Genomic DNA, 15,722 nt, shown 5'->3' on the forward strand with positions numbered 1-15,722 from the left:
TGGCTATGCGCCTTTACAATACACTCAAACGGAAGAAAGAAGAGTTCGTACCTTTAAACGGCAACAAGGTTAATCTTTACGCCTGCGGCATCACCGCTTACGACCTCTGCCACATCGGGCATGCCCGTTCTTCCGTTGTTTTTGATATTCTGGTCCGTTACCTGCGTTTCAAAGGTTATGATGTGACTTTTGTGCGCAATTTTACCGACATTGATGACAAGATCATCAACCGGGCCAATGAAACCGGGGTTTCTTCCAAAGATCTGGCCGAGAAATTCATCGGCGAGTTTTACGTGGACATGGATAAGCTGAACATCCTGCGCGCGGATATCGAACCCAAGTGTACCGAGCACATTTCTGAGATGATCGAGCTGACCGAGACCCTGATCAAGAAAGATCACGCTTACGCCACTCCGTCCGGTGATGTTTATTTCAAGGTCCGTTCCTTCGATGATTACGGTAAGCTTTCCGGTAGGAATATCGAAGATTTACAGTCCGGCGCACGCATCCAGCCCGGTGAAGAAAAGAAAGATCCCCTTGATTTCGCACTCTGGAAAGCGGCCAAGCCCGGCGAACCTTCATGGGAAAGCCCGTGGGGAGAAGGCCGCCCCGGCTGGCACCTCGAATGTTCGGCCATGAGCGAAAAATATTTCGAACTTCCTTTTGATATTCACGGCGGCGGACAGGACTTGAGTTTTCCCCACCATGAAAATGAAATTGCCCAGAGTGAGGCGGCCACCGGAAAGGAAATGGCCCGTTTCTGGGTTCATAACGGTTTTGTGCAGATCAATTCCGAGAAGATGTCCAAGTCCCTAGGCAACTTTTTCACCATCCGGGATATTCTGGATAAATTCATGCCCGAAACCCTGCGTTATTTCCTGCTGACCATGCATTACCGCAGCCCCCTCGATTTCTCTTTTGAAGCTTTGGAAGAAGCTGAAAAAGGTATCCGCCGTGTATACTCCGCACTGGAGCAGACCGGGGAAGCCTTGAATAAAGCCAAATGGTCCAAGGCCGCCCTTCCTGAAGAGGTTGTTGCCGAGATCGAAGAAGCTGAAAAGGGCTGGGCCGAGGCCATGGAAGATGACATGAACACCGCCGGGGCAATGGGGCATATGTTTACCCTGATCCGTCTGGCCGGGCGTATCGGCGAAGAAAAAGCATGGCGTAAGTCCGAAGGCGGACGTGATGCATGGACCCGTATCCTTGAAGATATGAAAAAATGGGGCGAAGTATTCGGCATATTTACCCGCGATCCCAAGGAATTCCTTGAAGAACTCAAGCTGTGCATGCTGGAGCGCAAGGGAATCGAGGTCGCAAAAGTTGAAGAACTGGTGGCCGCCCGTCAGGATGCCCGTAAGAATAAAGATTTCGGGCGTTCCGATGAAATCCGGGATGAGCTGATCGAGTTGGGTATCGAAGTGAAAGACACTCCGCAGGGCGCGGTCTGGTCCGTTATTTAAAATTACCGTTTTATAAATTAAGCACTTTTAAAGAAACCGGATTTCGATCCGGTTTCTTTTTTTTTATTAACAGGGTATAATTAAAGAAAATCTTTTTTGTTTCGAAGGTGTGCATGCGAATCGGGTTAAAAGGTAAAAGCTATCTCATTGTTTTTCTGCTCTGTCTGCTGATTTTTGTGGGCAGTGGGCTGCTGGTTTTCAAGCTGAATAGAAGTGCTATTTCCAGTCTTGAAAAAGTGTTGATGGAGGAAAACCTGAGCAGAGCCGATTTTGCCATGAAGGAAAGTTCGGAGGCATTGCAAAGACTTACCCGTGACTGGGCCTGGTGGGATGATTCTTATGATTTTTCCAGAAAATTTAATGAGGATTATGTTAATTCAAACCTTACTTCCGAGATACTGATCAATCTTGATCTTGATGTTGTATTGTTTTTTGACGATCAGGGCGGCTTTCTGTTTTCTCACTCTGCAGATGGTGCCGAAAACGTAGAGTCATGCTTTTTAAAAAAAGAGTGTGCCGGATATGAGCTTGTCCACAAGTGCGGACTTGACGGGCTGACCGGACTGTTGCGGGTCAACCACAGATTGATGCAGGTCTCCGCCCAGAAAATTATGAACAGCCAGATGGCCGGGAAACCCAGCGGAACGTTGGTTATGGGACGTTTTTTCGGAGACCGTCAGCTCGAAAAACTGGGTAAATCGTTACAGATGGATCTTTCTTTTCAGGAAATGAAAGATGGTCCGTCAAAAGATGTTTTTTTTGAGTTTCCCAAAGAAAAAGATGTCGAAATTAAAGGCTTTATGCTTCTTAAAGATGTCTTCGGCAAGCCTCTTGTGCTTTTGTCTCTGGCCATGGAGCGGGATGCTTATAGAATCGGGAAGTCTACGTTTACTGTGTTTATCTGGTTTATGTGCGGTTCTTTGTTGCTGCTCGGGGTTGCCGCCATTTTTGTGCTTAATCGGCATTTTGTTTCACGGGTGAAAATGTTGCAGGCCCAGTTGCGCGGTGAATATTTTACCGGACCGGAGAAGAGAAAAATCAGTTTGAGCGGAAGTGATGAGCTCAGCGAATTGTCGAGATCATTGAATGATATATTGGCCCTGCTTCAGGAAGAAAAAACAAAGGCTGAGACCGCCAGCCGGGTGAAGACCGAGTTTCTTGCCAATATGAGCCATGAGATCCGTACTCCCATGCATTCCATTCTGGGGATGGTGGAGCTGCTTAATGAAACTAAGCTGAATGATGAGCAGCGTGAATTTCTGGGGATTGCCGGAACAGCCGGGGAAAATCTTCTGGAAATTATTAATGATGTTCTTGAAATATCAAAGATTGAGGCCGGGCATCTGGAAATAGAAAGCCATGATTTCCTGCTCCATGAGATGGTGGAGCGTGTGGTCGGGGTCTTTGCTGTGGACGCTGCACGCAAAGGGCTGCAGGTGGTCTGCCATATTGATGATAACGTTCCCGACAAAGTCAGGGGAGATGCCACCAGAATCCGGCAGGTTCTTAATAACCTGATCAGCAACGGGGTTAAATTCACCAGCGAAGGGACAATTAGCATAGCTCTCACCTTTGAAGATGGGAAGATTCAATTCATGGTCAAAGATGAAGGTATCGGAATTGCCGCAGATAAGCTCAATGATATTTTTGACAGCTTTACGCAGGCGGATTCTTCCACTTCCCGGAAATACGGAGGTACCGGACTGGGCTTACCCATCTCCCGCAAGCTGGTTGAAATGATGGGCGGTGAAATCAGCGTATCCAGCACTCTGGGCGAGGGAACTGTTTTTCGTTTCCATGTAAATCTGAAGTCGGTTTAAATCTTACCTATCAGTATGAATGATTGTTCTTGTGGTCTGCTATTGACAAGGTTAATCTAGGATTTAACTGTTTATGAAAGTGTAGATAAACAACCTGTGAGGTTTACATGTCTGATTTACTTAGTCTGATTGCGGTTTTCGCAGTCGTGTTTCTGATCGTGAAAGTGGTTATTCCCAAATTGGGAATTTCCCCGTGACAGCTTGCCAAAAGAGGGTCCCGTGAGGACTCCGAAAATAAAGACGGCGGTTGCGGGGGCAATTAAGAGATGCCTATTTACGAATACAAGTGTGATGTCTGCGGGCATGAATTCGAGGAACTGGTTTTATCTTCCAGTGCTGAGAATCCCCCATGCCCGGAGTGCAAAAGTCCTGATACAGCAAAAATGCTTTCATCCTTCAGTTCAGGAGCTTCTTTTGATGATCCCGTTCCCGCTACTCCTCCTGGAGGAGGATGCGGAAGCTCCGGCTTCAGCTGAGGCTAGAAGTTTCTTCCGGTCGGAAGAATTAAAGCATAAACGGCCCCGATTCAATTTGAATCGGGGCCGTTTTTTAGATTAATGGGCATAAAAGTCGGCGAAGCCTTATTAAAAAAGTTTAGGATTCTTAAACCCTTTTCAAAGGGTTTAAGCCGCCGGAGGCAAAATCTTTTAATCCAAAAGCGCGAAGCGCATCAAGTTTATCTTACTCATAAGCCTGACGCATATTCTTAATCAGCACTTTGATGCGGCAGTCGTAGGTGTGCTCAGCCAGAATCCTTTTGCGCGCGGCCTTGATGATCTGCTGCCGCGCCGGTTCATCATTCAAATATTTCTCCACCAGCTGCGGAATTTCTTCCGGGGAATTGTAGACCGCGATTTCCTTGCCCGGCTCAAAAAGTTTTTCCATCTGGTAGCGGTGGTCGGTAAGGATGAAGCCGTTGCAGGCCGGGACGTCAAATACACGCTGGTTGACCGCACCCTTCATCTGCTGGCTGGTGCAGTTGAAGTTGATTTTTGAGCAGGGGTAAAAGCGCGGCAGGTCCTCGTAATAGGAAAGCTCGCTGTGGTAGTCCCATGTTTGGTCTTCAGGCAGCAATTGGTTCCAGCCTTTGTCGCCCACAATCAGAGGGTTGAACCCGAGGGTCTGCTCCACGCATGAAAGGCGGTATTCCAGAGTGGCCTGCCAGATGACGAGCGTCTCAAAAGCCAGCTTGCGGTGCGCAGTGAGCAGTTTATCGTATTCCGGGAGCAGTTCCGGGTAACGGTTTTTGAGGAATTCTGTGACTGAGTGTTCATTGCCCTGCCCGAAAGCGTGGGCCACTTCTTTATATCTTTCAGCCAGAGCTCCTGATATTCCGGATGCTTTCATCCTTTTTTCCGTTTTGAAGACCATGGAGTTGCCGACAAAAGAAATATCACGCGCCCATTTGCTTTCTGTGCAGCCCTTGGAGGGCAGGAAGCGGGTCTGGTCTGTGCCCAGCGGCAGGTGGAAAATATTGCTGAAGCCCATTTCGCGCAGGCTGTCCATGCGGTCGGCATCCCAGGTGAAGATGGCGGTGTTCTTATCTGCCTGCTGTTGGTAAAGGGGCAGAATAAGCATGGGATTGTCCACAAACCATGAGGCCAGCGGCAATTGAAATTTATGGAGCAGGGTGTTCAGCACCCCTTCCTGATCCACGCCCAGATGGTTGACCGTGAGTACGAAATCGGGCCTGAAGGTATTGATGGCCGTGGAAATGCGGGCCACGAATTGATCCAGTTCCATTTCTTTGGCGTCCATATTGATGAACATGTGCGGCACACCCTGACGTTGACAGGCGGACACGATTTCACCCATGAGGAAATACTGGCTGGTCAGAAGCAGGATTCGTGGTTTTTCCTGCTGGAATTTGGGCCAGACCGGAAATTCGGCTTTTTTGCCGGATTGCTCGGTAAGCAGCTTTTCAGTCAGCCCGTAAAAGGGTGAGAGGCGCAGGTAGAACGGGTTTTTTAGCAGTTGAACTTTTTTGCTGGAATTGGTTTCCAGTTCCCGAATGTGGAGGGCGGCATTTTCCGGGGAGCTGCTGTTGATCCAGACCAGATTGGGGTGCTTGCGCAGTTCTTCTTTCAAACCGCTGGCTTCAAGGATTTTTTTTTCGCAATCAAGGATGAGCAGGGTGCGGTCTTTTTGTGCCAGCAGTTCTTTTGCAGCCACTCCGATTCCACAGCCGATCAGCAGGGGGATTTTGTCCCCTTTAAGTTGGGCTGCCAGTTCTGTTTCCCGGCGAAGTCCGTATTTGCCCCACATATGCCGTTTTTTACCGTCCGTAATTATGCGGATGTCGGTCAGTACTGAGTCTTCACGGATTGCTTCGGCTGTGTAGGTTGCGCTCATTTAAAATCACCTACCACGAATCACGGGCGGGTTTGTGGTAGAAAAATTCGAGTCTGCGGTTCTTGCGTTTATTCTCAAGGCTGTCGTTTTTTACCAGCGGCTGGGTGTCGGCGTAGCCTACGGCTTTGAGTCTTTTGGGGGCAATACCGCCTTTTTCCACAATGTAGCGCAGGGCACTTGCCGCCCTTGCAGAGGAAAGTTCCCAGTTGGTGGGAAATTTTTTGGAACGCACTTCGCTGTTATCCGTGTGTCCGCGGACAACCATATTGTAGTTGTGATCTTTTAGAACGCTGACGACCTTGTCCAGAACCTTATGAGCGTCCGGCTTTAGTTTTGCCGATCCGGGCTTAAAGAGGGTGGCCGAATCCGTATTGACCAGTACTCCATCCTGATCCGCTTTTACCCCGGATGATTTGCGGGTTGCATCCTCTTCGTCCAGCAGGGCCTTGATGCGCAGGACCAGACCCAGTAACCGTTTGTCATTGCTGTCCATCTTGACCTCTTTACGTTTGAGGTCGGATGGGGTCAGGGACATGTGGTCCGCTTCTTTGCGTTCTATTTTTACACCGAAGGCATCTCGCAGGGAACCGAGCAGTTCCTTGAATTTTGCGAGATCGTTGTTTGCAAATGAGAGCAGCAGAACAAAGAAGCAAAGCAGTAAGGTTACCATGTCCGCGAAGGTCGCCATCCACGGCGGAAGTCCTTCTTCCGGCGGTGGATCGTTGTTCTTCGGTTTAATGATAACTACTTTTGCCATGGTGCGACCTGTTCTTTATGCCGCGGCATCACGCAGGCCGGGAGAGAGAAATGCCTGTAGCTTTTCCTTTACGATGGAGGGATGTTCACCTTTCTGGATGGCTACGACACCTTCAACCATAATTTCCATGTAGGAAGCTTCTTCAATTGACCGTTCTGAAAGTTTGGTAGCCAGCGGGAGGAAAACAACGTTGGCCAGAATGGAGCCGTAAAGGGTGGTCAGCAACGCAACTGCCATTGCCGGACCAATGGCATCCGGGTCACTGAGGTTTGAAAGCATCTGTACCAGACCGATCAGCGTACCGATCATTCCGAAAGCCGGGGCCATGGCCCCCATGCCTTTCATTACCGCCTGACCCTGAAAATGTCGTTTGCGCATGGCGTCTATTTCAAACTCCATGATGGCCCGGACCAAATCTCCGTCTGTGCCGTCGGCAACAAGAATAACCCCTTTTTTGAGGTATTCGTCGTCAATGGCGACTTTTTCCAGTGCCACCAGACTTTCTTTTCTTGCGGTTTCGGCAAGAGCTACAATCTGGTCGATCATGGCTTTGGGATCTTCGGATTTAGCGAAGAATCCTTTCAAGGCGATTTTGAAGGACTTGAGGACGACTCCCATGGGAAACATGATGAAGCAGGAGGCAAAGGTTCCTCCCACAACGACAACAAGGGATGGCGGATCAACAAATCCGCCAAGGTTACCACCCATGACAATAGTCGCAACGATAAGACCGAAGCCGCCGACAATTCCTATTAAAGTTGCAATATCCATACGCGCTCTATTTATTTAATGCGGGAGATCCCACCTTTATTTCATTATTATCATAGTAGAAAAAGACATTTTCCAAAGGTTCATCCACCTGCATGTATGCCTGGCCGATGCTTATTTCCACTCCGGGTTTTACAATGCCCTGAACCATTATTCTACAACTTTCCAGCCTTTCCGTCTGCTGTATTTTCCCCCAGAGCTGCCTTTTTTTGTTCTTCAAAAACCGAATTTTCATTTCGCTCTTTTCGATTTTCTGTGTGAACTCGGCCGTGGTTGTGGAACCGTTGGCCATGATTTTCTGAAGACTGCTGATTTCTTCTTCCAGCATTGAAATCTGGTTGGAAATTTTATCGATCTGAAGGAGCAGGAGCGGGTTGTATCCGACAATCACCTGCGATGCAGCACTTAAGCCTCCGCCAAGCTGTTCGCCGATAAATACCACCTGATCGCTGTAGCACTTACCGCCTGCAAAGCGTCCCTTTACTGCGAACTTCCCTTCACAATATACTGTAGTATGCATGCAGTTTTTATCAATGATAATATTCCCGCTGCTGACAAGTGTAACGTTTTCGCAAAAACTGGTCCGCAGAGTCCCCTTGGCCTCCACAAAGCCCTTGCTGTTGCCTTTGATCCCCCCGTCACATTTGAGGAAACCAGCAGCGTGAACATTGGCTTGTTCAATAACGCCTTTTACATTGATATTGTTAGCCTTTACATCCAGACCGGATTTGATGGCACCGTGTACGACCATGTCGCCCACGAAAAAAATGTTTCCGGTGGAAATATTAACATCGCCGCGAACATTGAGCAGTTCCTTGACGGTGATAAGATCGTCTTCATTGTAAAAAACGTAACCGTTGCGGGTGGCGATCAGCTGGTCTGTATTATCCGGGTTTACTTTTGTGTTGGGGCCTCTGGGTAGTTCCTTTTCGGTGAATTGGCGCTGTCCGAGAGCGCAGGAACCGTCTTCTTCCGGATCTTCCCATTGGGCGAGAACCTGCCCGACTATGACGCTCTGCACATAGCCCATGTTGTAGTAGTCCACGCTTCCGTCGTGTTTTTCCACCGGCTTCAGGTCAGTGTAGTCGAAGTCAGGATCAAAATAGTGCTTCAGGCAGGGCATGCGTATGCTCCGGTACAATGCAGGTGGATTTAAGGGATTTCCCTTTCATCTTCAATGATGGTGAAAAAGGATATGAGTCTCACGAGTTCCAACGTTTTGCAGATTTGTTCGCTGGGGCGCAGCAGATACATGTTTTTGTTGTTGCTTTTAAGACGTGAGTTCAGTGATACGAGAAAACCGATCCCTGAACTGTCCAGAAAGCGGGCTTCGGACAGGTCGGCTATAACAGTTTCAACTTCAGAGGACTCACTTTTCTGTTCAACCTGTTCCTTGAACTCATAAATGGTCTCAATGGTGATCTCTTTGCCGCACTTAAGGGTCAGAGTCCCATCTGCTATACTTATTGCTTCCGCCATTGCTCTTCCTTTAACTTACGGGTCAGCTTTATGATATTCTTTCCGTTCTCTTTGATCAGTTCAAATGAATCCATGAGCTCGGACATGATGAACATGCCGCGTCCTCCTACTGCTTCCGGTGAGGGCATGGAGAAGTCTATTGATTTAGAACACAACCCTTTGCCCCAATCCGCAATTTCAAAAATGATATGCTTTTCGGGGTGAACGGTAATTGTCAGTTCCAGTCTGTTGCAGTCTTCATGTTTTTCATAAGCATGCCGGGCCACATTGGAGCATCCTTCGGTCAGTACCAGATCCATATCGTGGAGAATGTTTTCATCCGCAATAAATTCTTTGAGGATGAGTATTGCCTTGCGGGCTATTTCCCTGCTTTCTTCAGGGGTCGGAATTGCTTCCAGCACAAAGCGATGCATGAATGCTCCATGTTTCCTGTCGGACGTATCTGGTTGTTTCGCCGGACGTTACAACTTTCAGGCTGCCTTTATTGATGAATTTTAATATACCTAATCCTCGCTTTTTCGCAAAGGAAGTCAAGGTAAAAGCTTAAATTTTAGATAAAATCCTCTGAATCCAGTATGATGGTCACCGGTCCCCAGTTAACAAAATCAACATTCATCATGGCCCCGAACTGCCCGGTAGCTACTTTTGCAGGGGCCTTTTCCGTAACATCCGCCACCAGACGGTTAAAAAGATCGCCGGCCAGCTGCGGCGCGGCAGCACCCGTGAATGAAGGTCTGCGGCCCTTTTTGCAAGATGCGTAAAGAGTGAATTGGGAAACCAGCAGCACGTCCCCGCCCATATCTTCCAGTGAACGGTTCATGCGTCCTTCTTCATCTTCGAAAATGCGCAGCCCGATCATCTTATCGATAAGAGTGTTCCAGACTTTAGAGCCGGGCAGTTCTTCGGTATCGTTTTTGCCGAATCCGGCCAGCACCATAAGTCCGGGACCTATTTCGCCCACAATGGCTCCGTCCACTTCAACCTTGCCGCCGCTTGTCCTCTGAATGACCAGTTTCATTGCTATTCCTCGAAGTAAGTTGCTACGGAACTTTCTTTTTCGGAAACAGAAGCAAAGACCATGCGTACATGTTCGCTCTCGACCCGCTTCTTCATCTCTTCATAAATATAACGGGCAATGTTCTCGGAAGAAGGATTGCGGTGTTCAAAATATTCCAGACTGTTCAGGTGTTTGTGGTCCAGAGTGTCCAGAACTGCGTTCAGCTCTTTTTTCAGCTCCTTGAAGTCCATGAGGATCTCAACCTTGGAATCAAGTCTGTCGCCCTCAATCTCAACCTCAACACCGAAGTTGTGGCCGTGCATGTTCTCGCATTTGCCGCCGTAATTACGAAGCTGGTGCGCTGAACTGAAGTCTTTTTTAACTTTAAGTTTCCATTTTCCCTTAGGCATATATATCTCCTATGAATTAAATCAATTTGATGCGCTATCGCGCCTTTTTATTAAAAGATATTGCCTTCGGCGACCCTGCCGGGGGCCTTAAACCCTTTTCCAAAAGGGTTTGTTCCACTGTCGTTATCCCTAAGACTCGCGGAAGACCGCTTGCCTAAGGGCTAATGCAAGAATCCCAAAACGTTTTAATAAGCTATATGCGAAGCATACTAAAAAGTTTTGAGGGGATGGGGTCTGGGGAAGGGGAACTTTTCCCAAAAGTTCCCCTTCCCCAGCCGCCGGAGGCATCATAAATTTTATTGCAATTTTGCTTTGCCGTTCCCGTTTTTGCGCCATTGGTTGAATTCTTTCCAGAAGTCTCCGTTGGGGCGGATGTTGTAGCCGTGTCCGAGGCGCAGGGTACAGACTGAGTCCGGCAGGAACATCTGCATGGTTACCGGTGCGGAACCGGGATATCCGGCGAGAATCGCTTTGAGCTCGGCGATTCCCTCATCGGTACACAGGGTGTGGTGTACGGAAAGCGGCACTGCTTCCACGCATCCGGCCTGTGCATTTTCCAGCGGTGAAATTTCATCAGCCATGACCTTGGATTCCGCCGGGGCTTCCTCCTGTCCTTCCTCGGGCGGCGGGTTATCCACCTTGCCCTTGATGAGCAGGGGGATATCCTGCCCGAGGTATTGGTGAACTTCCTCGTAAGTCTTGGGGAAAATGATCAGTTCCCCGGATCCGGTCATGTCCTCAATGGTGGCAAAGGCCATTTTCTTGCCGGATTTCTTGGTGATGATCTCTTTGTATCCGGTGATGATGACCCCGAGCCTGACCTGTGCTTCGTGGACCATTTTCGGGCAGTCTTCAATGGTCTGCAACCCGAGGCGGTTCATTTCATTGCGGTAGGAAAGCAGGGGATGGCAGGTCAGGTAGAAGCCGAGGGCTTCTTTTTCAAGACGCTGCATTTCCTTGTCGTCCATTTCAGCCATGCTGAATTCTTCAAAGCTGATGGTTGCTGCTTCCTCTTCGGCTTCGCCGCCGCCTCCGAGCATGTCGAGCATGTTGATCATGCCGGATTCTTTTTCCTTGGTTTTTTTCTGACCGTAGGAAACTGCTTTATCAAGAGAAGCGATGAGACCGGAACGGGGCAGCCCCATGGAATCAAAGGCCCCGGCACGGATCAGGTATTCGATTACGCGCTTGGTAACGCGGCGCAGGTTCACGCGGGTGATGAAATCAATGAAATCCTTGAAAGGACCGTTTTTCTGGCGTTCTTCTACAATTTCATCGATCGCTTCCTCGCCGACGTTCTTAATTCCGGCCATACCGTAAATGATATCGCCTTCATACACGGAAAAGCGGGCCACGCCGAGGTTGATGTCCGGCTGGCGTACGGTAACGTCCATGTCGCGGCAGGCGTTGATGTACATGATGATTTTTTCGGTGTTGTTCATTTCAGTACTCATGAGTGCCGCCATGAATTCCACCGGGAAATGGGCCTTGAGATAGGCCGTGTAGTATGAAATCAGCGCGTAGGCTGCGGAGTGAGATTTGTTAAAACCGTAGGCCGCGAACTGTTCCATGAGGTCGAAGATGTCGTTGGCAACCTGTTCCGGGATCTCGTTTTCCTTTGCACCTTCAACAAAGCGGACCCTGTGTTTGGCCATTTCTTCGGGAATTTTTTTACCCATGGCCCGGCGGAGCAGGTCACCCTCACCCAGTGAGTAGTTGGCGATGGTCATGGCCGCGCCCATAACCTGCTCCTGATAGACGATAACCCCGTAGGTCGGCTTCAGACTCGGCTCAAGGGTGGGCCAGAGGTAGGTTACGTCGATTTCGCCGTGCTTACGTTTAATGAACTCATCAACCATACCGGAACCCAGCGGACCCGGACGGTAAAGGGCGAGCATAGCGATGATGTCTTCAAAGCAGCTGGGGCGGAGCATGCGCAGATACTTACGCATACCGGAAGATTCAACCTGAAAGACGCCGTCCGTATCCCCTTTGCAGAAAATATCGAAAGTGTCCTGATCATCAAGAGTCAGGGTATCGAGGTCCGGGGCTTCCTTGTCCTGAAGGCGGATGATGTCGAGGCAGTCCTCGATAACGGTCATGGTGCGTAGTCCCAGAAAGTCGAATTTGATCAGGCCGACTTTTTCGACCTTTTTCATGTCGTACTGGGTCACGATTTCGCCCTTTTTACCTTTGTAGAGGGGCAGGTAGTCGGTCATGGGCGTATCGGAGATAACAACCCCGGCTGCGTGGGTTGACGCATGGCGGGACATGCCCTCCAGACGGGTGGCGATGTCCATGAGCTTGGCGATTTTCGGGTCGGTGGCGACCATGTTGCCCAGTTCGGGAATGGCTTCCACCGCGTTGGGGACGGTGATCTTGGCCTTCTTGACCCCCAGTCCCTGTGCAATTACCGCCGGATCATCCGGAACCAGCTTGGCGATGGGATCGGTCTCGGAAAAATGCATGCCCATGGCTCGACCAACGTCTTTGATTACCGCCTTGGTCTTCATGGTTCCGTAGGTGGTGATCTGGGCCACGTGGTCCCAGCCGTATTTATCGGAGCAGTATTTAACTACTTCCAGACGGCGACGTTCGCAGAAGTCGACATCGATATCAGGCATGGAGATACGTTCAACGTTGAGAAAACGTTCAAAGAGCAGGTCATATGGGAGTGGGTCGATGTTTGTGATGCGCAGTGCCCACGCAACAATGGACCCGGCTGCAGAGCCACGGCCCGGTCCGACCGGAATACGGTTGTCCTTGGCCCAGTTGATGAAGTCCTGAACGATGAGGAAGTAGGCCGGGAAGCCCATTTCATTAATGACGCCCAGTTCGTAATCAAGGCGTTCCCAGTATACCTTTTCATCGATTTCGTACGGTGCAGCCTCAATGCGCTTCTTCAGACCTTCCTTGCAGAGTCTTACAAACTCTGTCTCAATGGTCATACCTTCGGGAAGCTCGTATTCCGGGAAGTAGTAGTTGCCCAGCTCGATTTCCAGGTTGCACATCTCGGCAATCTTCTGGGTGTTGGCGATGGCTTCCGGCACATGGGCGAAATATTCTTCAAACTCTTCCTGCGGCTTGAAGTAAAGCTGGTCCGTACCCATACGGAAACGTTTTTCCGCATCCACAGTTGTCTGGGTCTGGATGCAGAGCAGCAGGTCGTGCGCTTCGTAGTCTTCCTTGGTCAGGTAATGGCAGTCGTTGGTGGCTACCAGCGGCAGACCTGTTTTTTCGGCGCACTGGTACATCAGGGTGTTGAGCTGTTCCTGATCATCAAGGCCGTTGGCCTGCACTTCAAGGTAGAAGTTGCCCGGAAAAATGGATTCGTACTCTTTGGCCATCTCGATCCCGGCATCAAGCCCTTCGTTCATCAGGGCACGGGGCACTTCACCGGCAAGACAGGCTGAAAGGGCGATGACCCCTTCACTGTATTTATTGAGCAGGTATTTGCTGACTCGCGGCTTGTAGTGGAAGCCTTCAAGGAAACCCAGCGAGCAGAGTTTGATGATGTTCTTGTAACCCTGCTGGTTTTTTGCCAGCAGCACGAGGTGGTAGCGGCCTTTCCTGTCTTTACGGGTGTGGGCCAGTTCGTCATCAATGTCACCGGGCGCAACATAGACTTCGCAGCCGATGATGGGCTTGATGCCCATATCCATGGCGGTCATATAAAAGGTAACCGCACCGAACATGGAGCCGTGGTCGGTGATGGCGACTGCGGGCATGCCGTAGTCCTTGGCCTGCTGGCAGAGGTCCTTGATGCGGATGGCACCGTCCAAGAGGCTGTACTCAGTATGGACGTGCAGATGAACGAATTCTGACATAATTATCCTTAACAGGTTGCCCTGCCATTGAATGCCTCCGGCGGCCTCGCGGGGGCGTGAATTAGATGCGCTTCGCGCTTTTTGATAATCGCATTTCGCCTCCGGCGGCCAAAGGACCAAGGCCCTTTGGAATCCCTATCAGTTGGGGTGGGGTGGTTATTGAAAGCCGTGGCAGGTAAAGAATAGGTAGTATTTACTTTTGGTGGCAATCGTCAATAGCTGCGAATAAGTTTGCTGACAATCTTAACAACGAGACTTGGCAAAATAGTCCGAGTTCTCGCAACGTTGACGAAAGAGCCTACCCATGCAAGAAATTTAAGGGTAAATTAATAAAGGTGAACCGCACATGGAATTCTCTGCAATATATATAAATGATAGGCTGCCTCTAATCCTGCTTTTCGTGACCGGGTATATCCTCTACCGGGTGACGGCTTCCGTGGGGCTGCCGGAATACATCGCCGCAAGGGCGGTGCGCTTCAGCCGGAACCGGGCGGACCTGCTGCTTCTGTCACTCATCGTTGTCTCGGCACTGCTTTCCATGTTCATTCCCAATGCAGTTACTGTGCTGGCCATGATCCCGGTTATCCGCAAGCTTGATGATGAACTGCAAAACATGACCACCCCGCTGACCCTATCCATTATATATGGGGCAAACATCGGGGGCATGGGGTCTCTCATCGGCAGTCCGGCCAATCTGCTGCTTATCGGGGCGCTGGACCTGTTCAATATTCCGGGGCGTGAACGTATAACCTTTTTTAACTGGTTCGAGTGGGCCGTGCCGCTGGTGTTGCTACTGCTTTTGCTGGCGTGGTTCGTGGTGCGTTTTGCCCTGCCTAAGTGTAATGCTGAGTTGATACATGCGTACGAAGAGGAGTCGTTAAAGGTTAAGCAGCATAGGGGACTTTATGTATTCGGGCTGTTTATGCTCTTCTGGAGCGGATCATCGTTTCTTGCAGAAGCCGTACCTGAATTCAGGGTGTATGAGTCATTGGCAGCAGCTGCCTTTACGATAGCATTCTGCGGGTATGTCTTCGGAAGCAGGTTGTTGCGATTGCGGGATTTGGTTGAAGGAATACCTAGGCGCGGTGTGCTCTTTCTGGGGTTGCTGGGAGTGCTGGTCGTACTGGTGCGGTTAATGAGATTGGATGAGCAGGCCGCAAGTCTGTTTACATCTATATTGGATTGCTTGGGCCAGAGCGGCGAGGGATTCGGAATATATCTGGCAACAGCCTTTATGGTAATCCTGCTGACTGAATTTCTGAGCAATACTGTGGTCTCAATGGCTTTCTTTGCCGTTATGGTCCATGTGGGGGCGGCTTACGCTCTAAATCCATTGCCGCTGATGATTCTGGTTTCAGCTGCATCCACTTGTGCCTTCATGACCCCGGTGGCAACACCCTGCAATAGTCTGGCTGTAGGGGAAATGCGTGGGATGTCGCTGCGGACGATGCTGGCACTGGGGATGGTTTTGAATGTTTTCGGGGCCTTGCTGCTGTCATTCTGGATATGGAAGGTTGTTCCGCTGGTTTATGGCTAAATTAAGGAATGCTTAAAAAGCAGCGGAAATAAACGCTTTGTGCGAAATAACGTGATAGATTTAAACAATAATTCAAAAACCACTTGACCCTTTCAGGAGTTTTCCATAAAACGTCTTTCCTCGGCTGACGACGGCCCTGAACGGGCGCAGCACAGCGGAGATTTTTTTTGCCTAAACCGGGCACAAAACGGTTGACTTCACGAGTCGGTTTGTATAGTTTCCGACTCCGCACTGAGCGAAAGTAAAGTGCCGGGATCATTGAAAAATTATTTTGAGAGAACATGAAAATTAATGATTGACAGCGGCGGCTGA

At 49.7% G+C, this 15,722-nt stretch carries 14 protein-coding genes; 4 read left to right on the plus strand and 10 right to left on the minus strand.

Translation table 11 applies throughout. The features are described 5' to 3' along the window. Positions 1-5: 5 nt before the first annotated feature. The 3 genes from cysS to FMR86_RS17570 all read left to right on the plus strand — a co-directional run bounded on the left by cysS (position 6) and on the right by FMR86_RS17570 (position 3,759). The gene (gene cysS / locus FMR86_RS17560; protein WP_163352706.1) at positions 6-1,463 is read left to right on the plus strand and encodes a cysteine--tRNA ligase; all 1,458 of its coding nucleotides are present in this window, start codon (positions 6-8) and stop codon (positions 1,461-1,463) included. Positions 1,464-1,576: 113 nt separating this feature from the next. Continuing rightward, complete coding sequence (locus FMR86_RS17565) at positions 1,577-3,283, plus strand: CHASE4 domain-containing protein (RefSeq protein WP_163352707.1); 1,707 nt, start codon at positions 1,577-1,579, stop codon at positions 3,281-3,283. A 266-nt stretch (positions 3,284-3,549) separates the two neighbouring features. Then, complete coding sequence (locus FMR86_RS17570) at positions 3,550-3,759, plus strand: zinc ribbon domain-containing protein (protein WP_163352708.1); 210 nt, start codon at positions 3,550-3,552, stop codon at positions 3,757-3,759. 205 nt (positions 3,760-3,964) lie between these two features. On the opposite strand, the gene FMR86_RS17575 is transcribed toward FMR86_RS17570, so the two are convergent. The 9 genes from FMR86_RS17575 to dnaE all read right to left on the minus strand — a co-directional run bounded on the left by FMR86_RS17575 (position 3,965) and on the right by dnaE (position 13,873). Continuing rightward, the gene (locus FMR86_RS17575; protein ID WP_163352709.1) at positions 3,965-5,635 is read right to left on the minus strand and encodes a glycosyltransferase; all 1,671 of its coding nucleotides are present in this window, start codon (positions 5,633-5,635) and stop codon (positions 3,965-3,967) included. 10 nt (positions 5,636-5,645) lie between these two features. Further along, positions 5,646-6,392 carry an OmpA family protein gene (locus FMR86_RS17580; protein WP_163352710.1) on the minus strand — a complete coding sequence of 249 codons (747 nt, stop codon included), beginning with the start codon at positions 6,390-6,392 and terminating at the stop codon, positions 5,646-5,648. Between the two features lie 15 nt (positions 6,393-6,407). After that, positions 6,408-7,163, minus strand: coding sequence for a motility protein A (locus FMR86_RS17585; RefSeq protein WP_163352711.1), 756 nt, complete (start codon positions 7,161-7,163; stop codon positions 6,408-6,410). Positions 7,164-7,170: 7 nt separating this feature from the next. Next, positions 7,171-8,283 carry a FapA family protein gene (locus FMR86_RS17590; protein WP_163352712.1) on the minus strand — a complete coding sequence of 371 codons (1,113 nt, stop codon included), beginning with the start codon at positions 8,281-8,283 and terminating at the stop codon, positions 7,171-7,173. A gap of 29 nt (positions 8,284-8,312) precedes the next feature. Further along, on the minus strand, positions 8,313-8,639 hold the full coding sequence (locus FMR86_RS17595; protein ID WP_163352713.1) for an STAS domain-containing protein: 327 nt from the start codon (positions 8,637-8,639) through the stop codon (positions 8,313-8,315). Beyond that, a complete protein-coding gene (locus FMR86_RS17600; protein ID WP_163352714.1) occupies positions 8,624-9,052 on the minus strand; it encodes an ATP-binding protein in 429 nt (142 codons plus the stop codon). The genes FMR86_RS17595 and FMR86_RS17600 overlap by 16 nt, the downstream gene beginning before the upstream one ends. Positions 9,053-9,189: 137 nt before the next feature. Continuing rightward, positions 9,190-9,657 carry a D-aminoacyl-tRNA deacylase gene (gene dtd, locus FMR86_RS17605; protein ID WP_163352715.1) on the minus strand — a complete coding sequence of 156 codons (468 nt, stop codon included), beginning with the start codon at positions 9,655-9,657 and terminating at the stop codon, positions 9,190-9,192. Between the two features lie 2 nt (positions 9,658-9,659). Next, a complete protein-coding gene (queD, locus tag FMR86_RS17610; protein ID WP_163352716.1) occupies positions 9,660-10,046 on the minus strand; it encodes a 6-carboxytetrahydropterin synthase QueD in 387 nt (128 codons plus the stop codon). A gap of 296 nt (positions 10,047-10,342) precedes the next feature. Continuing rightward, positions 10,343-13,873, minus strand: coding sequence for a DNA polymerase III subunit alpha (gene dnaE / locus FMR86_RS17615; protein WP_163352717.1), 3,531 nt, complete (start codon positions 13,871-13,873; stop codon positions 10,343-10,345). 346 nt (positions 13,874-14,219) lie between these two features. Between dnaE and FMR86_RS17620 the strand changes: the two genes are divergently transcribed. After that, a complete protein-coding gene (locus FMR86_RS17620) occupies positions 14,220-15,410 on the plus strand; it encodes an SLC13 family permease (protein WP_163352718.1) in 1,191 nt (396 codons plus the stop codon). A gap of 1 nt (position 15,411) precedes the next feature. Here the strand turns inward: FMR86_RS17620 and FMR86_RS20455 are convergent. Further along, positions 15,412-15,722, minus strand: a 311-nt coding sequence (locus tag FMR86_RS20455; protein WP_203544981.1) for a hypothetical protein, incomplete at its 5' end; no start/stop codon positions are given.

Origin of the sequence: Desulfovibrio sp. JC010 (genome assembly GCF_010470675.1) — a bacterium.
Taxonomy (GTDB): domain Bacteria; phylum Desulfobacterota; class Desulfovibrionia; order Desulfovibrionales; family Desulfovibrionaceae; genus Maridesulfovibrio.